Here is a 21,927-nt window from a genome sequence, read left to right as displayed (position 1 = left end):
ATACTGATGCATGAGTCGAAGGAAGACTGCACGGAAACTTCTAAGGAGAAGTAACGATGGAAGAAACCCTCACCGTGGATAAGCAGGGCTCAAACCTGAAATCCCGTATGGCATATGCATTCGGCAACGTTGGCCAGTCTGCGTTCTACAACGCCCTGAGCACATACTTCATCGTGTATGTGACCAGCTCGCTGTTCGCAGGTGTCGACAAAGGCATCGCCACCAAACTCATCGGCATCATCACCAGCCTCGTCGTGATCATCCGCATCGCGGAGATCTTCATCGATCCGCTGCTGGGCAACATCATCGACAACACCAACACCAAGTGGGGCCGTTTCAAGCCGTGGCAGCTCATCGGAGGTACGGTCTCCGCATTGCTGCTCGTCGTGGTGTACACCGGCCTGTTCGGTCTGGTCAATGTCAACACCACTTGGTTCATCGTGCTGTTCGTGGTGGTGTTCATCGTGCTTGACGTGTTCTACTCGTTGCGCGACATCTCATACTGGGGTATGATCCCGGCGCTGTCGAACGACTCCCATGAGCGTTCCACCTATACCGCACTCGGCTCTTTCGGCGGTTCCATCGGCTACAACGGCCTGACCATCATCGTCATCCCGATCGTCACCTACTTCAGCTTCGTGTTCACCGGTAACCGGACGGAAAGCCAGAGTGGTTGGACCTGCTTCGCCATCATCGTGGCCATTCTCGGCATCCTGACCGTATGCTCCGTGGCGTTCGGCACCAAGGAAAGCTCCAGCACGCTGCGTGCCAACGCCGAGGAGAACGGCGGCCCGCTCGCCGCGTTCAAGGCCCTTGCCCAGAACGACCAGTTGCTGTGGGTCGCCCTGAGCTACCTGCTGTACGCCATCGCTAACGTAGCCACCACCGGCGTGCTCATGTACCTGTTCAAGTACATCCTCAACAATTCCAACGCGTACTCCATCGTGGGCGTCATCCCGGTCATCACTGGTCTGATCATGGCTCCGGCATACCCGGTCCTCAACAAGCGCATTCCGCGCCGCTACCTGTATCTCGGCGGTATGGCGCTCATGATCATAGGCTATCTGCTGTTCATCATCGGCTCGTCCAGCCTGCCGATGGTCACCGTCGGACTGGTCTTCTTCTACCTGCCGCAGACCTTCATCCAGATGACCGCCATCCTGTCCCTGACCGACTCCATCGAATACGGCCAGCTGAAGAACGGCAAGCGCAACGAGGCCGTGACCCTGTCCGTGCGCCCGATGCTCGACAAGATTGCGGGTGCCTGCTCCAACGGCATCGTCGGCTTCGTGGCTGTGGCCGCCGGCATGATCGGCAACGCCACTGCCGCCGATATGACCGCCTCCAACATCCATACCTTCCAGATTTGCGCCTTCTATGTGCCGCTGGCCGTGATCGTGCTGAGCCTGCTCGTCTTTCTTTTCAAGGTGAAGATCAGCGAAAAGATGCACGATGACATCGTCAGGCAGCTCGAATCGCAGCTCGCGCAGGGGGAGCCGTCTGAGTCCTGATCGCAACCGGTATGCGATTCGTGGGTTGAGGGAGCCGCATGGTGGACGCCGTGCGGCTCTTTCCGTATGCAACGTTCATACGGCGTGCTAGGCTGAACTGCTGAAACGTATAGCAGTGATCCGTTATCAGCGGGGAGCTTCCGGAAGAACGGCGGCGATTGCAGGGGGCGTAAGTCCGTACAGTGCAATCGCAGGCTTAGTAGAACCGGCGGGATCGGCCCGAACAGCCGAACGCAAGCGGTCGCAATCGCACTGTGCAGTATGCAGGGGATGGCGGCAAGCGAGGTGGTACCGCGGTGGCGGACGTGCGGCAATCGTGCGTAAGTCGTCGTCCTCGTAGGTAGTTAAGAAGAACAGGAAACCTGCCAAACGAGGAGCATACGGTGAGCGAAACCACCAATCATGTGTATCCGAAGGCTGCTGCCGGTGAGCAGAGCGCCAACGTTGCGCCGAACCCCAGCTTCCCGAAGCTGGAGGAGTCCGTGCTTGACTATTGGGAGAAGGACGATACCTTCGCCAAGTCCGTCGAGCGTCGTCCATCCGGAGATCACAGCCAGAATGAATTCGTTTTCTTCGACGGTCCGCCGTTCGCCAATGGTCTGCCGCATTATGGCCATCTGCTGACCGGCTATGCCAAGGATGTGATTCCGCGCTACCAGACCATGAAGGGCCGCAAGGTCAACCGCGTGTTCGGCTGGGATACGCACGGTCTGCCGGCTGAGCTCGAGGCACAGAAGGAACTGGGCATCGACTCCGTCGACCAGATCAAGGAAATCGGCATCGACAAGTTCAACGACGCCTGCCGTGCCTCCGTGCTCAAGTACACCAATGAGTGGAAGGACTACGTGCACCGTCAGGCGCGCTGGGTCGATTTCGAGCATGGCTACAAGACCCTGAACATTCCGTACATGGAATCCGTGATGTGGGCCTTCAAGCAGCTGTATGACAAGGGCTTGGCCTATCAGGGCTACCGTGTGCTGCCGTATTGCCCGAAGGATCAGACGCCGCTTTCCGCACACGAGCTGCGTATGGACGCCGACGTGTACCAGGACCGTCAGGACACCACCGTGTCCGTGGCCGTGAAGCTGCGCGACGAGGAAGACGCCTACGCCGTATTCTGGACCACCACCCCGTGGACCGTTCCGACCAACTTCGCCATCGTGGTCGGCGCCGACATCGACTATGTCGAAGTACGTCCGACCGAAGGCAGGTTCGCCGGCAAGAAATTCTATCTGGGCAAGCCGCTGCTCGGCTCCTATGCCAAGGAGCTTGGCGAGAACTATGAGATCGTGCGCGAGCTCAAGGGTGCCGAGATGGAGGGTTGGCGCTACTATCCGGTCTTCCCGTATTTCGCTGGCGACGAGCATGCCGCCGAGGGTCAGGTTCCGGGGCCGGAAGGCTATCAGATTTTCACCGCCGATTACGTCGATACCGTCGAAGGTACGGGCCTCGTGCATCAGGCTCCGTACGGCGAGGACGATATGAACACGCTCAATGCCAAGGGCATCAAGAGTGTGGACGTGCTTGACGCGGGCTGTAAGTTCACGTCGCTGTGCCCGGATTACGAGGGTCAGTATGTGTTCGATGCGAATCTGCCGATTCTACGTAACCTGCGTGCAGGCGATGGTCCGCTGGCCCGTGTGCCGGAGGACCAGCGCGCGATTCTCTTCCAGGAGAAGAGCTACGTGCACTCCTATCCGCACTGCTGGCGTTGCGCCACCCCGCTGATCTACAAGCCGGTGAGCTCTTGGTTCGTGTCCGTGACCAAGATCAAGGACCGTCTGCTCGAGCTCAACCAGCAGATCAACTGGATTCCGGACAACGTGAAGGATGGGCAGTTCGGCAAGTGGCTTGCCAATGCCCGCGACTGGTCCATCTCTCGTAACCGTTTCTGGGGTTCGCCGATTCCGGTGTGGGTATCCGACGATCCGAAGTATCCGCGCGTCGACGTATATGGCTCGCTTGAGGAGTTGAAGGCCGACTTCGGTGATTATCCGCGCGATCATGAAGGCAATGTCAACATGCATCGCCCGTATATCGACGAACTGACCCGCGTCAACCCGGACGATCCGACCGGCAAGAGCCACATGCGCCGCATCACCGACGTAATGGACTGCTGGTTCGAATCCGGTTCCATGAGCTTCGCCCAGTACCACTATCCGTTCGAGAACAAGGAAACCTTCGAACAGCACTTCCCGTGTGACTACATCGTGGAATACATCGGCCAGACCCGTGGCTGGTTCTATGTGCTGCACATCATGGCCACAGCCCTGTTCGACAAGCCGGCATACAAGAACGTGATCTGCCACGGCATTGTGCTCGGTTCCGACGGTCAGAAGATGTCGAAGCATCTGCGCAACTATCCGGATGTGAACGGCGTGTTCAACGACTTCGGTTCCGACGCTATGCGTTGGTTCCTCATGAGTTCGCCGATCCTGCGTGGCGGCAACCTCATCGTGACCGCCGACGGCATCCGCGATACCGTACGTCAGGTGATGCTGCCGGTGTGGAGCTCCTACTATTTCTTCACCCTGTATGCCAACGCGGCCAATGGCGGTGCCGGTTTCGACGCTCGTTCGCTGCGTGCCGACGAGGTTGCCGCCTTGCCGGAAATGGATCGTTACCTGCTGGCCCGCACCCGCCGTCTGATCGAGAAGACCCAGGCTGCGCTGGATGACTTCCTGATTTCCGACGCCTGCGAAGCTGTGTCCGATTTCATCGACATGCTCACCAACTGGTACATTCGCAACAATCGCGACCGCTTCTGGAACGAGGACGAGAACGCGTTCAATACGCTGTACACCGTGCTTGAGGCATTCATGCGCGTAATCGCCCCGCTTGCTCCGATGGAGGCCGAAGCCGTGTGGCGTGGCCTGACCGGCGGCGAGTCCGTGCATCTGGCCGATTGGCCGTTCCTGGCTGATCCGACTTCTGACGAGGCGACCGAACTTGGTCGCGTGCTGGTGGATGATCCGGCCTTGGTCGATGCTATGGAGAAGGTACGCGAGGTCGTTTCCAGCACGCTGTCCATGCGTAAGGCGAAGCAGATTCGCGTGCGCCAGCCGCTTTCCAAGCTGACTGTGATCGTCTCCGATCCGGATGCCGTTGCTGCCTACGCCGAAATCCTGAAGTCCGAGCTCAACGTCAAGGATGTCGAGCTGTGCACGCTTGAGGATGCCGAATCCCGCGGCCTGAAGATCATCAACGAGCTGCGCGTGAACGCCCGAGTCGCAGGTAAGCGCCTGCGCAAGGACGTGCAGTTCGCCATCAAGGCTTCCAAGTCCGGTGCCTGGCATGTCGATGCTTCTGGCGTACCGGTGTGCGAGACTCCGAACGGCGAGATTGCACTGGAAGAGGGTGAATATGAGCTGATCAACAGCGTGGAGGAGAAGAACGCCGAAGAGGCCGCCAGCTCCGTGTCCGCTGCGTTGCCGACCGGTGGTTTCGTGATTCTCGACACCGAGCTGAATGACGACCTGATTGCCGAAGGCTATGCTCGCGACGTGATCCGTGCCGTGCAGGATGCCCGCAAGGCTGCCGATCTGGAGATCTCCGACCGTATTGCGTTGAAGTTGACCGTTCCGGCGGGTGACGTGGCGAAGGTCGAGCAATTCAAGGACCTTGTGGCTTCCGAAACGCTTGCCACCTCCTTCGAGGTTGTGGCCGGCGCCGAGGGCTCCGAGTTGGCAGTTGAGGTTGCCAAGGCCTGAGCCGGGCTGTGAGGTTTATAACCTCATAATCTAGGCGGTGAGCCGTGTTCCGTGTGGGCGCGACTTGCCGCCTTTCGCATAGGGGCTTCCCATGTATGTATTTGCCGTCTATCTGCATGCCTGTTGGCTGGATTTGTGATTATTCAAACGTGCGGCTACAGTTATGCATTGGCTTTAAGCCCTACGACTTGATTTGTGTTCCGTGCGCATGTTCGGTCATGCATGCGGGAGCAGATCGTTGAGCGAATGGTTCTCAGTACCATCCATGTGAGTCAAGCACACATATGAGAAGCAGTCGCACTGCCGGAAGACGTGGACTATTGCGGATTAATTTCCGTAGTATCCGCCCTTCCGGTTTTCTTTTGTAGATTCTGTTTTTTTGTTGTGGGAACGTTCGGCGAGGTCTGGCATGCGTTGCGGCTCAGTAGGAATTGCATAATAGGAATGGTATAGATTGTAAAGTAGGAAAAGGAAAAATCGTAAAGTAGGAATGGTAGAATTTGTAAAGTAGCAAAACGAAGAATAGTAGGCTAGTGCACTGGAGGGGTTGGAATGTCCATGATTTCAAGAGGTCTGGAACAGGAGCTGCTGCAATCTGCCAGAGAGATGCCAGTACTTACTCTTACAGGGCCGAGGCAGAGTGGCAAGACCACGTTGGTGCGGGCATGTTTCCCTGATTATGAGTATGTGACGTTGGAGAATCCGGATGTACGTAGGGAATTCATGGACGATCCACGATATTTCCTGAAAAGATATTCGAATCACATCATCTTCGACGAAGCGCAGCGAACGCCGGAATTGTTCTCCTATCTGCAGGAGGCCGTTGACCGAACGAACGAACCCGGGCAGTTTGTGTTGACGGGTTCGCAAAACTTCCTGTTAATGAATACTATTTCGCAGACTCTTGCCGGACGGGTGGCGGTACGGTACCTGTTGCCTCTTGCGTATTCGGAACTATTGGAATCAAACGAGACTTGCGATGCCGCGAATTGGATTTTCAAAGGCGGATATCCGCGTTTATACGACGGAGATATCCGAATCGCCAATTTCTATGGCGACTACCTTTCGACATATGTGGAACGGGATGTGCGTAACGAATTAGGTGTGCGCAAGATTGCGGGTTTCGACCGTTTCGTGCATTATGCCGCGCACCAATGCGGAAAGTCATTTAATGCGACGAGTTTTGCTGAAGCATGCGGCATCAGCAGACTGACTGCCAATGATTGGATGTCGGTACTGGAGTCGAGTTTCATTGCGTTCCGTATGTTGCCGTATTACAAGAATTACGGCAAGCAGTTGGTAAAAGCGCCGAAGATGTATTTCTACGATACGGGACTTGCTGCGAATCTGATTGGCTTAGATGCTGCGGACGATTTGCGCAATGGTGAGATGTGGGGAAATATGTTCGAGAACGCCGTTGCGGTGGAGATTGTGAAGCAGTATTACATGCGAGGCAGTGAGCCTAAACTCTACTACTGGCGCGATAATAAGGGTTTGGAGATTGATTTCATTGTCGAAAAAGGTGGTAAGCCTCAATACGTAATCGAGGTGAAGGCCTCCAGTACCTACGACGTGCACGCATGGGCCAACATCGATAAGCTGGCTGACGTCATGGAGGTCGATACGAATCACAGAATTTTGGTATATGGAGGCGAGGAACGGTTCGAGACACGGCATGGGCGTGTTCTGCGACTATGCGATCTATCTGAATTGATGGATGTCTAGCTTCTGCGACTAGACGGCTAGAAGCTTGTTCCGCGATCGTTAGATATGGTCGTGGAACAAGCTCCTTTAATGGTCCCGCACATCAGACACCATTTCAATCCACGTTCATTGCGAACGACTATGGGTGTAAGACCCGTTATTCAGCATACCTGATTCCAAGAATCAAAGAAAAAATTCGGTGTATGATGAGCGGATACTTCAAAAGCTATGCTACACTGAGGATAGCAATTCAGTACATTGCCGATCAAAGGAGCATCGCATGAACTCGAAACAATTGCTTGCACGCAAAGACGCGACTGGAGCTGTACAAACTCTCCGTGATCATTTGCACGGCGCGGGAAAACTGGCGAGAGACTTCGAAGAAGAATTCTCTGCGATATCGTACACTGCTGCTTTGTTGCATGACATCGGAAAAGCTTCAGAAGATTTTCAGGAATATCTGTTATCTGCAAAGGGACATCGCGGTTCTGTAATTCATGCATGGCAGGGAGCTTTTTTAGTTGATGATGCATGTGCCTTATCTTCTGAAAAATCGGCTGCTGAGCAGGCGGTACAAGAGATCACTAGGGAGATACTTGAACTTGCCATTGCTAAACATCATGGTGAGTTGCCGGACTGTTTAGATGTGGATGGACTCTCGACTTTTTTTGACGGTCTTGCTACGGATCGGAAGAATGAAATCAGATTCTCGTATCAAGAAGTTAAGGACAGAATCTCGTATCTTGACCTTGATATTGCTGGTAATTATGACAAAAGTATCAGGGATGTCGAGCATTTCATGCAGAAATTTAATATGGGAGGCATAGCAAATTCAGATAGCTTTTATTTCTATCTTGGGTTATTTGCCAAATATGTGTACTCTCGATTAATTGATGCAGATAGATTAGATGCTGCTTGTTTTGAAGAACGGAGAACATACAGATCCAAATCGATTGATTGGTCATCTTTGATCGATCGTTTCGAAAAGAATATAAGAAAGTTTGATCATACCTCTGAAATCAATAAGATTCGTAATCGAATTTCCGAGCAATGCCGCTTGGAGGGGAAACGAAGTACTGGAATTTATAGATTAGCTGTTCCAACAGGTGGAGGTAAGACACTGGCCTCACTTAATTTTGCTTTACATCATGCAATAGAGACCAATAAAAGACGAATCATATATGTAATTCCATACCTGTCGATTACTTCGCAGACCGTGAAGGTTTTTCGTGAGATTCTCGAGCTGGATGAGGATGATACTGAAACACTACTCGAACACTATTCATCCGCAGGTGGAAGAAAGGATGATGATACATTTACCAATACACAATCCGAATTTGACCAAGAAGAGGATGACGAACAGAATGCAAAAAGAAAACTTGCTACCGAACGTTGGGACAGTCAAATCATTGTGACTACCATGGTCAGATTCTTAGAAACAGTAATGTCCTCTAAGAGTGGCGATCTCCGGAGATTCCACAACATGGCGGATAGCATTATCATATTCGATGAAATTCAATCGCTACCTACGAACGCTATCAATCTTTTCAATGAAGTAGTAAGTTTTCTTTCTAAAATTCTGGGCTCGACTATAGTGCTTTGTTCGGCTACGCAACCGCTTCTTGAACGGACCAGTAGAAAAAACCTATTGTTGGCGGATTGTCCGAATCTTATTGATGATTCTCAAGAATATTTCGAGAAGCTGAGACGTACATGCGTAGTTGCTGCAACAGAAATGAAAAACTGTGACGAGTTAGCTGAAATAATTTATGAGAAGGCAAAGGAAAACGGCAATTGCTTAGCTATTGTTAATCTTAAATCTGAGGCGAGAATAATATATCAGTGTCTTAAAACATTGAATGGAGACAATCACTTTAAAATTATTCATTTGAGTACTTCAATGTGTGGTCAGCATAGGACAGATAAGCTTGAACTCGTCCGGCAATTGACTAGTATCGATAAAGGAACGCCAGTAATTTGCATAAGTACACAGCTTATTGAGGCGGGAGTAGATGTTTCGTTTTCTTGCGTTATTCGTGCCATGGCAGGCCTCGATAGCATTCTACAAGCTGCTGGTCGTTGCAATCGAAATGGCGAGTCAAAATCGCCGAAAAAAGTTTATGTATTTGGAATCAAGGATGAGAAAGGGCTGAGTTATTTACCTGATATCAAAATGGGAAAGGAGATTACCGAGCGAATGGTTCGGGAGCATCCTGACGAAGATCTTCTTTCCAATGAAATGCTGTTGGAATATTACCAGCTGTTCTTCGAAGGCATACAATCCGGTAACGATAATGGATTTGGAATTATGGATTATCCAATTCCAGGAAAGCAGAACCTATATGCGTACGATTTACTTTCCTGTAATCGTGCAGCAAGAGGTCAGTATGTCAATAGCTCGGGGACGCAATACTTGAAGGTATATGCTCAAGCATTTAAAACTGTTGGGAATCGATTCCGTGTCATTCCCAATCAGAATCATAATGTCGTGGTACATTATGGACGTGTAGAGAAGCACATGGAGCGACTTTCAAGGGGGAATTTAAGAGAGCAATTTGCGGCGCTTCGACAGTTGCAAGATTACTCGGTGTCATTATTTGATAATGAGTACCGCAGTCTGGATGAGCGAGGAGCAATTACTCTGGAAAATGAGGATTTTGGTATCTACATGTTGAACAAAGATTATTACAAGGAAGAATATGGTGTTGTGACGGAGACAGAGATGTCTTTACTCTACATCTGAAAGTGAGCATTTCTTATGAAGAAATATAAAAATTCCATTGAATATGAGGTTTCAGGGTCGTATGCCCTATTCTCGGAGGCAGTGACTAGGATTGGTGGTGAAAAATACTCCTACCAAGTACCTACCTATCAGGCATTAAAGGGCATGACGGAAAGCATCTACTGGAAGCCTACAATTACATGGGTCATTGATGCAGTTCGCGTGATGAATAAAATACAGACTGAAGGAAAAGGAATCCGTCCAATCAAGATGAGCGGAGGAAACGACCTATCCTATTACACATATCTCAAAGATGTGAGATATCAAGTTTTAGCTCATTTTGAGTGGAACGAACAGAGACCGGATCTTACCGATGATCGAGATGAGAACAAACATTATCAAATTGCGCAACGTTCAGTAAATCAAGGTGGACGCAGGGATGTATTTCTTGGAACCAGAGAATGCCAAGGATATGTGGAACCTTGTGCGTTCGGCGAAAATATCGGATTTTATGATGATTACGGACAATGGAATCTTGGTTATATGTTCCATGGGTTCACTTATCCGGATGAGAATCCAAAACATGATTTGGTGGCGAGGTTCTGGGCTCCGACAATGAGGAACGGAGTCATTGAATTCGATCGTCCCGATTCGGCAAATCTTGATTGCCGGATTATCCGCGAGAATCAAACGGTTAAATCATTTAAGAGTGGCGAAAACTTCAGAATACTGGAAGGAGATGAATGATGAGTCTGTGGTCCAGCTTACTTGAGACGTATGATGAAGTACAGAACGCTTCGGGGCGTGGACATCAAGGCTACGGCAATGGCGATGAGGCGAAAAAAATCCTATTACCGCTTGATCATATGTCTATGCCTGGCCAGTTGCGTGTGATTCTGAAATCCGATGGCTGTCTTGAGAGTATAAAAAAGGAAGCAGTTGCATGGACAATGATTATTCCTTGTACCGAGGAATCGATGGGAAGAACCAGTAAACCTGTTCCTCACCCATTATGTGATCAGCTGCAATATGTGGATAAAGTCTGCGATGCTAAGAGAACTTGTATGTATCTGGACCAACTTGCAAAATGGAAAGGCGATGACGAGAAATTAAATGCGATTTACCGGTATGTATCTGAGCATAGTATTAGCAAAGATGCGATACAATACGGTATACAGTTGACCGGTAAAGACGAGAAAATTGGTGTATGTTTCGAGGTCGAGATACCTGGGAAAGCGTGTCGCCCGGTTGCCGATGATCCAGAAATTAGGAATCGATGGATTGAATTCCAGCAGAGAGAGCATGCTTGGGCTGGTACCGATATCTTTGGGAGAGATTTTTACTCACAGGCTTCAAACTATCCTAAGAACATCGTCAGCACTGCGGGAAACGCGAAACTCATCTCGGCAAATGACAATACGAATTTCACTTATAGAGGGCGTTTTGGGAATAGGGATGAGGCATTGAGAATTGACTCGGAGACTTCTCAAAAGATTCATTCCACACTGCGTTGGCTTGTAAACAACCATGCAACGATTACGGATACGCAAGCCATCATCATCTGGGCGGTAAAGAAACCTGAAGAGAACGTAGTGAATCCCGAGCTAAATTTCGCTGAGACTCTTAGCCATATGCTGTTGAATAGCGAATCAGAACAACATGATGTGGTGCAAGATGCGCTTATAGCAACAGATATGAACTACGCGAAGAGATTTCGTGCGTTACTGCGGGGGTATGGCAGTCCGGATTTTTTGCAGAAGCATGCAAACAAGATGGCGATAGTCATTCTTGATGCTGCGACATCCGGACGACTAAGTGTTACGTTCTATCGTGAATTACGAGAAAACGAGTATCTTGAAAACATTTTAAAATGGCATACGGATACAGCGTGGCCTTTGACTTATTTTGAACGAAATCAAAATGGAGACAAAACATCCTTCAAACGAACCCCTTATATAGGGGCACCGTCTTTCGTCGATATCATCAATTGCACATACGATGCTTCAGATCGTAGTAGCAAGAGCTACAAAAGATATGCTAAATACATGAAGAAGAGGCTTATCGAATGTATGTTCGGTGATCGAGCTCTACCTATTTCGATTTTAAACGCTGCATTCCATAAAGTAACTAGACCGATAAGCTATAACGAAGGCGATTTAGTCTGGGAGCGTGATTTTGAAATTGCATGCAGTCTGTGGAAGAAGCATTTCAATGATGAAGCAAAGAGGCATCATGATAGTAAGGAGGTATCCATGGAATTGAATTTGGAGCGAAAGGATCGTGACTATTTATATGGTCGACTTTTAGCTCTGGCTGATTATTTTGAGCGGGGTGTGCTACTGAAACAGCAAGTAGATCGTCCTACAAATGCGGTGAAGTTGATGAGCAACTTTATCGCAAAACCATATTCAACATGGGGAGCCTTATGGAAACAATTGATCCCGTATTTGAAGACCATGAATGGAGCTGAATGGTTCCAGTCCGGAATCGATGATGTTATGGCTCTTTTTGAGGAGGGTGATTTTGAGGATAATAAGACACTGTCTCCTCTATTCCTCTTGGGATATTCTTCTCAGCGCCGCTCTTTGAGAAACCCAACACGACTGCACAAAGACGAATCAGATAAGCAGAACTAAGAATTAAAACTATACAGATTAAGGAAGAAAAACATGACTAACTTGAAAAACAAGATTGATTTCGCAGTGGTTTTCTCTGCAGAGAACGCGAATCCTAATGGTGATCCGTTGAATGGGAATCGCCCCCGTACTACGTCGGATGGCTTTGGTGAGGTTTCTGATGTGGCCTTGAAGCGTAAGATTCGTAATCGCTTGCAGGATGCTGGAGAATCTATTTTTGTACAGATGGATGAGCGTTCTGATGATGGGGCCAAGTCTCTGTCTGAACGCTTTAATACCTACCTGAAGACCCTATCGAAAGATGAGCAAAAAACAAAGGATATTGTTTTTCACAAAGTCTGTGAACACTGGTTGGATGTTCGGGCTTTCGGACAGGTCTTTGCGTTCAAGAAAGCTAAAGATGTCGACGAGGTTTCTCTTAGTGTACGAGGTCCGGTGTCGATCCAACCGGCTTTCTCTACTCTGCCTATAGCCATCGATGATGTGCAGATTACGAAGTCTGTGAACAGCGAGACGACGGATACGGGTAAGAAATCATCAGATACTATGGGCATGAAGTATCGTGTTTCTGGGCGTGCCGTATATACAACATTTGGGAGCATCAGTCCTCAGCTGGCGGAAAGAACTGGCTTCTCTGAGGAAGATGCACGAAAGATTAAGGAAGCATTGATTTCCTTATTTGAGAATGATGAAAGTTCAGCGCGGCCTTCAGGTTCGATGGAAGTAACTAACGTCGTCTGGTTCGAACACAACTGCAAGGGTGGACAATATTCCTCTGCTAAAGTTCATCGTGCTATTTCTGTGGATTCTGCCGGCGAAATCAGTGTTGACGAGAGTGCTATTCCTGGGCTTCACTTTGAAATCATCGAAGGTCGTTAACCCTAAAGACTGCTTAGAGAAGATGAGAGATTGCCATGACAAGACCAGCTGAATATCCGGAAGAAGATTGGCTGGCCTTGTCTGGCCTACAGCATTTTGCTTTTTGCAAGCGGCAGTGGGCTCTGATTCATATCGAGCAGCTATGGTCGGAAAATTATCTGACCACAGCTGGGCAGCTTGAGCATTCTCGTGTGCACGATTATGAGTCTTCTGAGAGTCGTGGAGACTTGTTAATTATGCGAGATTTGCGAGTATTCTCGAGATCTCTCGGAATCACTGGTGCTTGCGATGTTGTGGAGTTCCATAGGGCTGCAAATGGAATTAAATTGCACGGAAGGGATGGTTTATGGGACCCGTATCCCGTTGAATATAAGCATGGAAAACCTAAGACAAATGATGCTGATCGGTTACAGCTGTGTGCCGAGGCGATGTGCTTGGAGGAAATGCTTGCGTGCACGATTCAAGAAGGTGCTTTGTTTTATCAACGGATAAAACGGCGGGAGAGGATTCCTCTTAATGACGAATTGCGGAATATGGTAAAGAAAGATTTTTTACAGATGCATGACTTGTTTGCTCGTGCTCATACGCCACAAGTGAGACCTACAAAGGCATGCTCAGCATGCTCCTTGCGAAATTGGTGTTTACCCGAGTTAACAAAAACTAGGTCTGCGCAGAAATATATTGATCTCCAAATTAACGGTATGAATTCCTGAATCGAGGCATTGCGATGAAACAGCTTCTCAACACATTATTCGTAATGACCGAAGATGCATACTTAGCACTGGAAAATGACAATGTGGCTGTGCACCAAGAAGATGTGATTCTGGCGAAAATACCGCTTCGTTCCATTGAATCAATACTGTGCTTTTCATATAAGGGAGCATCTCCATCACTTATGGGACGTTGTGGAGAGATGGGCGTTAGCATGTCCTTCTATTCACCAAGAGGGCATTATTATTGTTCAATCATGGGGGAGAAGAATCGTAATGTTCTGTTGAGGAGAGAACAATTCCGTCGAGCAGATAATGAGATGGATGCTCTCCCTGTTGCTAAATCATTTATCATTGGCAAGATTTTTAATGCAAAGTGGGTGCTAGAACGAACGAAACGGGATCATGCTTTGCGAGTGAATGTGGAACGGATTTCTCAGCAAAGTAATCGACTGACACAACAGCTACCAGAAATCCGTCAATGCGATTCCATGGATGCACTGCGTGGCCTAGAGGGGATGGCGGCGAAAGAGTATTTTTATGCTTTTGATGATTTAATTTTGAGAAATAAAGATAACTTTTTCTTTGAGGGGAGAACAAGAAGACCGCCACTTGATCGAATGAATGCATTGTTGTCATTCATTTATTCCGTACTTACCAGTGATTGCTGTGCTGCACTACAGGGAGTGGGACTGGATCCTTACGTGGGTTTTATGCATGTCGATCGGCCCGGACGTGCATCACTTGCCCTAGATTTAGTGGAGGAGTTCCGTCCGGTGATAGCTGATAGATTCGCTTTGACTCTGGTCAATACTGGTGCAATACAGATGAAAGACTTTGAAGAACGCGAAAATGGAAGCGTGTTCCTCTCAGAAACAGGAAGAAAGGCAGTGCTTGGTGCTTGGCAAAGAAAGAAAGCCGAACAAATTGTTCATCCGTATCTACAGGAAAAAATTTCTTGGGGTCTGGTTCCCTATGTACAGGCGCTTTTATTAGCGCGCTTCTTACGCGGGGACATAGATGCTTATCCACCATTTATGTGGAAGTGATAAGACATGATGGTGGTCGTGGCATATGATGTCAATACTGAGACAACTGCGGGGAAGAGACGGTTGCGTAACGTTGCGAAGACATGTATGAAATATGGGCAACGGGTGCAGAATAGCGTATTCGAGTGCTCGGTCACTTCATCGGATTATCTAACTTTAGTAAATGAAGTGATGAAAATCATGGATCAAGAAAAAGATAGCCTGCGCTTATATAAATTAGGGACAAAATATTCTGAGAAGATTGAACATTATGGTGTACAGCGGCATCTTCCTGTAGATGATGTGATGATGATTTAGACGCCGAGGCCTGTCGTTGTGCGAAGTGGAAGCTCTCATCGAATAAGGCAAGCTTCGCACCTGGATGGAACTTGGAATCGAAAAGTAAGTCGATTTTCCTTGGCTGTTTGATAATTTCAGAGAGAAGAATCGTTATTATTTTTTGGTAGAGTGATTAGAATAACGGGTTTTGACTTCAAACCCTGCTACTCTTGAACTTGTACGAAGGATAGATGTTCCACAATGTGAAACATGCTGTCCATCTGTGCAGTCGCTCTCCTCACGGAGAGCGTGGATTGAAATGTATTGAGAATATCGTAGCTATTACTGATTTTGGTCGCTCTCCTCACGGAGAGCGTGGATTGAAATCTTGAACTGGCGTTGCAATTCCGCGATGTCGTCGGTCGCTCTCCTCACGGAGAGCGTGGATTGAAATTCGTCATCTGTCCGGCAAGCGTCGTGAAGACCGCGTCGCTCTCCTCACGGAGAGCGTGGATTGAAATCTCGCCGAAGAGAACTGGTTCCGTCCTTCGGGCGAGTCGCTCTCCTCACGGAGAGCGTGGATTGAAATCGCTTCGGGGCGGTGGAGCTTCAGCAGGGTCTCGTCGCTCTCCTCACGGAGAGCGTGGATTGAAATCTTTCCGGTATATGAAAAGAACCCCTGCAACGCGTGTCGCTCTCCTCACGGAGAGCGTGGATTGAAATTGTTATCGGCGCGGGAAAGCGCGAAAACCGGCGCGTCGCTCTCCTCACGGAGAGCGTGGATTGAAATACCGTGTAGGTCGCGGCATCCGGCGCGACGGCGAGTCGCTCTCCTCACGGAGAGCGTGGATTGAAATCAATACTCCATATGATGCTCGTATCTCGCTCCCGGTCGCTCTCCTCACGGAGAGCGTGGATTGAAATTCGTGAATACGTACTTTCACGTTATTGGCAACCGTCGCTCTCCTCACGGAGAGCGTGGATTGAAATACGTCCACCGGCTTGAACACGTTATCCAAGGAGGTCGCTCTCCTCACGGAGAGCGTGGATTGAAATATTGAGCACGTCGGCAGCGGTGAAATTGGACATGGTCGCTCTCCTCACGGAGAGCGTGGATTGAAATCATCCTCAGAATGCAGACGGTCGAAACGAAATGCGTCGCTCTCCTCACGGAGAGCGTGGATTGAAATTATGATGAAGTACATAAGGCCGTCGATAAGATGTGTCGCTCTCCTCACGGAGAGCGTGGATTGAAATAGCCACGAAGGTGACTTGGTAGCCAAACTGCTGGTCGCTCTCCTCACGGAGAGCGTGGATTGAAATTCCTGAATGGCCGCACCCAGATCGCCGAACATGCGTCGCTCTCCTCACGGAGAGCGTGGATTGAAATCAAGCAGTACCGTCAGAGCCTTGCCAGCCGGAAGGTCGCTCTCCTCACGGAGAGCGTGGATTGAAATATCGCCCGGAACGTCGCCCGAGTGCACATTCAGGTCGCTCTCCTCACGGAGAGCGTGGATTGAAATGATGGTCGGCATGGTGCAGCAGTTGGCGCCGTTGGTCGCTCTCCTCACGGAGAGCGTGGATTGAAATGATGCTACCGCACGCATGCTGACTTTCGACGCCAGTCGCTCTCCTCACGGAGAGCGTGGATTGAAATGTCGAAGAAGATTATGGAGACTTTTGGAAGCGCGTCGCTCTCCTCACGGAGAGCGTGGATTGAAATAACAGCAACGCCCCGCAAATCAACATGAGCGGCGTCGCTCTCCTCACGGAGAGCGTGGATTGAAATAAGGACAAGGTGCAGGCGAACTCCGACGCCATCGTCGCTCTCCTCACGGAGAGCGTGGATTGAAATTCCACCTGATACAGACGGATATACACGTCTGCAGTCGCTCTCCTCACGGAGAGCGTGGATTGAAATATCGAAGTAGACGCGGGTACCGAAAGCTTCGTCCGTCGCTCTCCTCACGGAGAGCGTGGATTGAAATTTCTAGGCATGGTCTGAGCAGTGCGGGGAATATGGTCGCTCTCCTCACGGAGAGCGTGGATTGAAATATTAAGCGCGACTAACGCACAACGAAGTCTTTTGTCGCTCTCCTCACGGAGAGCGTGGATTGAAATGTAATCAGATGGCGGAAATGCAAATACGCAAGGAGTCGCTCTCCTCACGGAGAGCGTGGATTGAAATCTCCAGATCTTCCGCAGAACCGACGACACCGACGGTCGCTCTCCTCACGGAGAGCGTGGATTGAAATAGCGAAGGACTCCGGACAATCCGCCACGCACGCGTCGCTCTCCTCACGGAGAGCGTGGATTGAAATTTCAGGATGTGCATGTGAGTCTCCTTAGTTTCTGTCGCTCTCCTCACGGAGAGCGTGGATTGAAATCACATAGGCGGCAGTCTCAGCATCATCGGGATAGGTCGCTCTCCTCACGGAGAGCGTGGATTGAAATAGGTCAACAGTCACCCGCACCCCCTCCATCGCAGGTCGCTCTCCTCACGGAGAGCGTGGATTGAAATCCCTTCTCCACGACGCCTTGACCCTCTACTCGAGTCGCTCTCCTCACGGAGAGCGTGGATTGAAATATCATCTGCTGTTGCCTTCCAATAAAATAAATGAGTCGCTCTCCTCACGGAGAGCGTGGATTGAAATAAGGTGTTGAGCGAAGCCGTGCGGTTGCGTTGCGTCGCTCTCCTCACGGAGAGCGTGGATTGAAATTTGACAAGGTACGTTTTGAAGACGCAGCCGATGAGTCGCTCTCCTCACGGAGAGCGTGGATTGAAATTTTTTTGAAAGGATAAGGCAATGAGCATTCCACTGTCGCTCTCCTCACGGAGAGCGTGGATTGAAATAAGATGATTGCGCATATATCGCCAAAAAAGCGAGTCGCTCTCCTCACGGAGAGCGTGGATTGAAATCTCTTCCAAGTGGCGTTTTATCGCAATGACCTGTGTCGCTCTCCTCACGGAGAGCGTGGATTGAAATTGGATCCCGAACTACGCCGCACAATATGCGGACCGTCGCTCTCCTCACGGAGAGCGTGGATTGAAATCGACTCTCACAATGGGACAAGAAGACACATGCTTGTCGCTCTCCTCACGGAGAGCGTGGATTGAAATAAAGCCATCCCCATTCACGGGGGTGGCTTTTTTGTCGCTCTCCTCACGGAGAGCGTGGATTGAAATTCTTTCTTACCGGGTACGGGAACGGGAACGGGGCGTCGCTCTCCTCACGGAGAGCGTGGATTGAAATGAGACGGCAACCGTCCGATATTTGCGTTGGGCGGTCGCTCTCCTCACGGAGAGCGTGGATTGAAATATATCGTCATTTTCAGTCCAACTGACCTATGTGGTCGCTCTCCTCACGGAGAGCGTGGATTGAAATCTCATCCAATGCCTCTTCGACCCGGATCGCGTAGTCGCTCTCCTCACGGAGAGCGTGGATTGAAATATGTGCCCAAGGGTCAACTGGCCATACGGGGTCGGTCGCTCTCCTCACGGAGAGCGTGGATTGAAATCGGACAGGTACCGGCATTTGAAGAAACTGCTCAGTCGCTCTCCTCACGGAGAGCGTGGATTGAAATAGCTTGATTTGTCGGTAGTCCGATAATCCAATAAGTCGCTCTCCTCACGGAGAGCGTGGATTGAAATTCATGTTCCATTGCCCTGAGGTTGAGGATAGCCCAGTCGCTCTCCTCACGGAGAGCGTGGATTGAAATATCGATCGCTATTGCGCCACGACGATCGACTTCTGTCGCTCTCCTCACGGAGAGCGTGGATTGAAATTCGAATTCGTCTACTCCGGTAGCCCGTGGGTGCCGGTCGCTCTCCTCACGGAGAGCGTGGATTGAAATAAACGAATACCGGAACCGACATCAATATCATCAGGTCGCTCTCCTCACGGAGAGCGTGGATTGAAATACGTTGGTCTGCCCGTTGAATCCCGACAGGGAGGTCGCTCTCCTCACGGAGAGTGAGATTAAAACATGATGGGAGCGGCCATGGGATTGCGTGAACGGCGTGAGCGTTGCGGGTTGACGTTGCTCCAGTTGGAAGCGTTGACCGGTATCGCCTTCACGCGGTTGAGCACGTTGGAGTGCAATGCGTCCGAGGCTCGCAACATGTATTTGGGTACGGCTCGGCGGATTGCCGACGCGTTGCATTGCAACGTGTTGGACTTGTATCCGGATGAGGATGCGTGGCGTGGCGGCGTGTCCGCCGGTGTGACCGGGTTGAGGAGGATTCGTCGGGAACGGCATTTGACGCAGCGGATGCTGTCAGCCTTGACGGGTATTCCCCAGCCTAATATTTCTTGGTTTGAGACCGGGTATCGTCCCGTGTCTCAGATGTATTTGGATACTGCGCGGCGCCTGTCGGAGGCGTTGCAATGCGACCCTGTTGATTTTCTAATTGATTGAAAGGATATTGTGATGAAGGCTGAGGTTGTTATTGTTACGAGGTTGGAGCGTCATGGCGGGACGATGCTTATTCCTGTTAGGGAGTTGGCTGGCCGGTGTGCGTCCGATTGGGTTGGTTTGGATGACGTGCGTTTCGCGTCGGCCGTGCTGCCTGATGAGGGTTTGCGTGCTGAGTTCGACCGATTGGTGGATGCGGATGAGGATTCGCAACAGGTGTGGGATTCGTTCTATGATCGTGTCCACGAGTTTGCGGCGTCGATGACGTTGGAACGGCTGGTGGACTGGTTCGTGGCGTTGCATGACCCGGCTACGATTCTGAATGTCCACTATGGTGTGGATGGTGTTGAATATCTTGACCCGGAATGCACTATCGGGGATGACGACTGATCTTGAAAGGAATTTCGTCATGGGTTTGAGGGAGTTACGGTTGAAGCGTGGCATGACGCAGCAGCAGCTGGCCGAAAAGCTGGGCGTTACGCAGCAGCATGTCGCCGCTTATGAGAATGGTGTCAATTCCATAAGCAATATGACGTTGGCTAAGGCGTTGCGTATGTGTGATGCCTTGCATGTGGCTAATCCTCGCAAACTGCTTGACGATGACGATAAGTAACGAAGCTTCGACATAAAACACATAAGGCGTAAGTATAATTTTAAATATTCTTGTCTACCACTTCCTTTTCTGTCCATTCCCCAAAGCTCTCTTTCTGCACTTAATTCCGGCGTCACCAGTTATGGCAATCCCAAACATGTACCGTGATTGTAAACAAGTACACGGCTTGCGGCATTCATACCCCCCCTCACAACCCCAGCCACTTACGCAAGTCAGCGATTTCGGCATCGTAGATGCCATGGCCCATGCCGGGATACTCGAAATACGTGAGATTGCCGGTCTGCTCGAGTTTGGCCCGTGCGGTGTGCTGGTCCGTGGCAGGAATCGTGCGATCCTCACGTCCGTAACACAATGCGAACCGTGTGCGGCCGGTAACGGTTGCAGAGCCTTCTTCACCTTTGAACGACGGGCTCATCAGTATCGCGGCGTCAAACAAATCGGGGTGTTCCAACACCATGCGGTACGACAGATAGCCGCCTTGCGAAAAACCGATCAACACTTTACGGAACCGTACGTACGAGGGCGAGCGCAGTAGTTCAATGACGGCGTCGCCAACATCATGGCATTCGCGGCGGCGTTCTTCCGTGGAGCAGCCGTCGGGGTACCAATGATTGTTGCCGATGAACGGTCTGCTGTATGTGCCGCGGAATGACATGTAGTTCGGTTCATGGTCGGAGCCGTCGTAGAGTGCTTCGATGATGCGGATCATTTCGGTTTCGTCGTTGCCGAAACCGTGGAATCCTAGGAACAGCAGGTTGTCGTCACTGCCGAAATCGATGTTCGTCACCGTTCTTATGCGCATATGCGTCTCCCTTGATTCTGAAGATTCCTGATACCATCAGCTTATATGCAGGCCAATGGATGGCGTTCCAACGAATGGCAGTCCAACCGTTACGCATGCGGTCGGCGTAATCGTAGCGCCCGACCTATCATAAAAGCTGTTTCACCACGCGAGGCCGTTCTACGGCAATGCAAAACGTATGAACAAGCGTACGAAAAAACATGCGGAAAGGCGGTGCTGCATGAGGAAGTGTATGGCGTCACAGGATTTCCCGAATGACATATTGTCCGGTTCGGCCGATGAGGCGGCCATTGGATTGCTTGGCTGTCTGTTGATCCGTGAATTCGATGATGGCGGTATTGCGGCCGCCCGCATCGTGGAGACGGAGGCCTACGATCAGAACGATCCGGCAAGTCACGCCTTTCACGGCAGAAGCGAACGCAATGCGGCGCTGTTCGGCCCTTCCGGACGCGCATACGTCTATATCTCCTATGGCATGCATCGCTGTTTCAATGTCAGTGCGGGGGATGACGGCTTCGGCGCGGGAGCGTTGATTCGTGCCGTTGAACCGGTGCGGGGCGTCGAAATCATGCGGGAACGGCGGTTTGCGAATCGAAGTGGCAGCCGCACAACCGTCGGCAATCGCAAGGACGTCGATTTGACGAACGGTCCGGCAAAACTGTGTCAGGCCATGGGCATCGATCTGAAACTGTACGGGCATGACCTGAGCACGGCTCCATTGTATTTGGAACGCAATGCCCTGCTGGAAGGCGAGCGTATCGCAGCGTCCCCGAGAATCGGCATCAGCAAGGCGGCAGAGCGGCTGCGCCGATTCTTCATCGTGGACAATCCTTACGTTACGAAAAGTCCGTTGAACAGACGCAACACATTACTTGCAGGCTGAAGGAACATACTTGCAAACTGAAGGAGAGTCAGAG

15 protein-coding genes and 1 CRISPR repeat array are annotated in these 21,927 nt (G+C 50.5%); of the genes, 14 read left to right on the top strand and 1 reads right to left on the bottom strand.

Annotated elements, in window-relative coordinates; genetic code table 11:
- Positions 1-56: 56 nt before the first annotated feature.
- The 13 genes from HMPREF1494_RS09400 to HMPREF1494_RS09345 all read left to right on the top strand — a co-directional run bounded on the left by HMPREF1494_RS09400 (position 57) and on the right by HMPREF1494_RS09345 (position 20,208).
- On the top strand, positions 57-1,511 hold the full coding sequence (locus tag HMPREF1494_RS09400) for a glycoside-pentoside-hexuronide (GPH):cation symporter (RefSeq protein WP_012902382.1): 1,455 nt from the start codon (positions 57-59) through the stop codon (positions 1,509-1,511).
- Between the two features lie 383 nt (positions 1,512-1,894).
- Positions 1,895-5,221: a mupirocin-resistant isoleucine--tRNA ligase gene (gene ileS, locus HMPREF1494_RS09395; RefSeq protein ID WP_034522364.1), complete on the top strand. Its 3,327-nt coding sequence runs from the start codon at positions 1,895-1,897 to the stop codon at positions 5,219-5,221.
- A gap of 552 nt (positions 5,222-5,773) precedes the next feature.
- Complete coding sequence (locus tag HMPREF1494_RS09390; RefSeq protein WP_034522361.1) at positions 5,774-6,946, top strand: ATP-binding protein; 1,173 nt, start codon at positions 5,774-5,776, stop codon at positions 6,944-6,946.
- A gap of 259 nt (positions 6,947-7,205) precedes the next feature.
- Positions 7,206-9,668, top strand: coding sequence for a CRISPR-associated helicase/endonuclease Cas3 (locus tag HMPREF1494_RS09385; RefSeq protein WP_034522359.1), 2,463 nt, complete (start codon positions 7,206-7,208; stop codon positions 9,666-9,668).
- Between the two features lie 15 nt (positions 9,669-9,683).
- Positions 9,684-10,394: a type I-C CRISPR-associated protein Cas5c gene (cas5c, locus tag HMPREF1494_RS09380; protein ID WP_034522356.1), complete on the top strand. Its 711-nt coding sequence runs from the start codon at positions 9,684-9,686 to the stop codon at positions 10,392-10,394.
- Positions 10,391-12,283 (top strand): type I-C CRISPR-associated protein Cas8c/Csd1, encoded by a 1,893-nt coding sequence (locus HMPREF1494_RS09375; RefSeq protein WP_231495398.1) that lies wholly within the window; start codon positions 10,391-10,393, stop codon positions 12,281-12,283. The genes cas5c and HMPREF1494_RS09375 overlap by 4 nt, the downstream gene beginning before the upstream one ends.
- 33 nt (positions 12,284-12,316) lie before the next feature.
- Entirely contained in the window at positions 12,317-13,162 is an 846-nt protein-coding gene (cas7c, locus tag HMPREF1494_RS09370) for a type I-C CRISPR-associated protein Cas7/Csd2 (RefSeq protein WP_034522353.1), read from the top strand.
- A 35-nt stretch (positions 13,163-13,197) separates the two neighbouring features.
- Positions 13,198-13,875 (top strand): CRISPR-associated protein Cas4, encoded by a 678-nt coding sequence (gene cas4 / locus HMPREF1494_RS11350; protein ID WP_081724142.1) that lies wholly within the window; start codon positions 13,198-13,200, stop codon positions 13,873-13,875.
- Positions 13,876-13,889: 14 nt separating this feature from the next.
- The gene (gene cas1c, locus HMPREF1494_RS09365; RefSeq protein ID WP_034522350.1) at positions 13,890-14,921 is read left to right on the top strand and encodes a type I-C CRISPR-associated endonuclease Cas1c; all 1,032 of its coding nucleotides are present in this window, start codon (positions 13,890-13,892) and stop codon (positions 14,919-14,921) included.
- Positions 14,922-14,927: 6 nt separating this feature from the next.
- A complete protein-coding gene (gene cas2 / locus HMPREF1494_RS09360; RefSeq protein WP_003839268.1) occupies positions 14,928-15,218 on the top strand; it encodes a CRISPR-associated endonuclease Cas2 in 291 nt (96 codons plus the stop codon).
- Between the two features lie 249 nt (positions 15,219-15,467).
- Positions 15,468-19,101: a CRISPR direct-repeat array (repeat unit 33 nt; unit sequence GTCGCTCTCCTCACGGAGAGCGTGGATTGAAAT).
- An 80-nt stretch (positions 19,102-19,181) separates the two neighbouring features.
- Complete coding sequence (locus HMPREF1494_RS09355; protein WP_231495397.1) at positions 19,182-19,598, top strand: helix-turn-helix transcriptional regulator; 417 nt, start codon at positions 19,182-19,184, stop codon at positions 19,596-19,598.
- A gap of 12 nt (positions 19,599-19,610) precedes the next feature.
- Complete coding sequence (locus HMPREF1494_RS09350; RefSeq protein WP_051404753.1) at positions 19,611-19,985, top strand: hypothetical protein; 375 nt, start codon at positions 19,611-19,613, stop codon at positions 19,983-19,985.
- A 19-nt stretch (positions 19,986-20,004) separates the two neighbouring features.
- Complete coding sequence (locus HMPREF1494_RS09345) at positions 20,005-20,208, top strand: helix-turn-helix transcriptional regulator (protein WP_034522345.1); 204 nt, start codon at positions 20,005-20,007, stop codon at positions 20,206-20,208.
- Positions 20,209-20,395: 187 nt separating this feature from the next.
- On the opposite strand, the gene HMPREF1494_RS09340 is transcribed toward HMPREF1494_RS09345, so the two are convergent.
- The gene (locus tag HMPREF1494_RS09340) at positions 20,396-21,010 is read right to left on the bottom strand and encodes an alpha/beta hydrolase (RefSeq protein ID WP_034522343.1); all 615 of its coding nucleotides are present in this window, start codon (positions 21,008-21,010) and stop codon (positions 20,396-20,398) included.
- Between the two features lie 232 nt (positions 21,011-21,242).
- Here HMPREF1494_RS09340 and HMPREF1494_RS09335 point away from each other — a divergent pair, with 232 nt between their 5' ends.
- Entirely contained in the window at positions 21,243-21,893 is a 651-nt protein-coding gene (locus tag HMPREF1494_RS09335) for a DNA-3-methyladenine glycosylase (RefSeq protein WP_231495396.1), read from the top strand.
- Positions 21,894-21,927: the final 34 nt, after the last annotated feature.

The organism is Bifidobacterium sp. MSTE12, from assembly GCF_000513015.1.
In the GTDB taxonomy this organism is placed as follows: domain Bacteria; phylum Actinomycetota; class Actinomycetes; order Actinomycetales; family Bifidobacteriaceae; genus Bifidobacterium; species Bifidobacterium dentium.
The sequence above is the reverse complement of the archived record's forward strand: the minus strand, read 5'-3'. Positions and strand labels throughout refer to the sequence as shown.

Bases quoted from the DNA above. Each gene is read 5' to 3' on its own strand.
- cas2 (WP_003839268.1), top strand. From the start codon at position 14,928: ATGATGGTGGTCGTGGCATATGATGTCAATACTGAGACAACTGCGGGG.
- HMPREF1494_RS09345 (WP_034522345.1), top strand. From the start codon at position 20,005: ATGGGTTTGAGGGAGTTACGGTTGAAGCGTGGCATGACGCAGCAGCAG.
- HMPREF1494_RS09390 (WP_034522361.1), top strand. From the start codon at position 5,774: ATGTCCATGATTTCAAGAGGTCTGGAACAGGAGCTGCTGCAATCTGCC.
- HMPREF1494_RS09400 (WP_012902382.1), top strand. From the start codon at position 57: ATGGAAGAAACCCTCACCGTGGATAAGCAGGGCTCAAACCTGAAATCC.
- cas5c (WP_034522356.1), top strand. From the start codon at position 9,684: ATGAAGAAATATAAAAATTCCATTGAATATGAGGTTTCAGGGTCGTAT.
- HMPREF1494_RS09340 (WP_034522343.1), bottom strand. From the start codon at position 21,010: ATGCGCATAAGAACGGTGACGAACATCGATTTCGGCAGTGACGACAAC.
- HMPREF1494_RS09335 (WP_231495396.1), top strand. From the start codon at position 21,243: ATGGCGTCACAGGATTTCCCGAATGACATATTGTCCGGTTCGGCCGAT.
- HMPREF1494_RS09385 (WP_034522359.1), top strand. From the start codon at position 7,206: ATGAACTCGAAACAATTGCTTGCACGCAAAGACGCGACTGGAGCTGTA.
- cas1c (WP_034522350.1), top strand. From the start codon at position 13,890: ATGAAACAGCTTCTCAACACATTATTCGTAATGACCGAAGATGCATAC.
- HMPREF1494_RS09375 (WP_231495398.1), top strand. From the start codon at position 10,391: ATGATGAGTCTGTGGTCCAGCTTACTTGAGACGTATGATGAAGTACAG.
- cas7c (WP_034522353.1), top strand. From the start codon at position 12,317: ATGACTAACTTGAAAAACAAGATTGATTTCGCAGTGGTTTTCTCTGCA.
- cas4 (WP_081724142.1), top strand. From the start codon at position 13,198: ATGACAAGACCAGCTGAATATCCGGAAGAAGATTGGCTGGCCTTGTCT.
- HMPREF1494_RS09355 (WP_231495397.1), top strand. From the start codon at position 19,182: ATGGGATTGCGTGAACGGCGTGAGCGTTGCGGGTTGACGTTGCTCCAG.
- HMPREF1494_RS09350 (WP_051404753.1), top strand. From the start codon at position 19,611: ATGAAGGCTGAGGTTGTTATTGTTACGAGGTTGGAGCGTCATGGCGGG.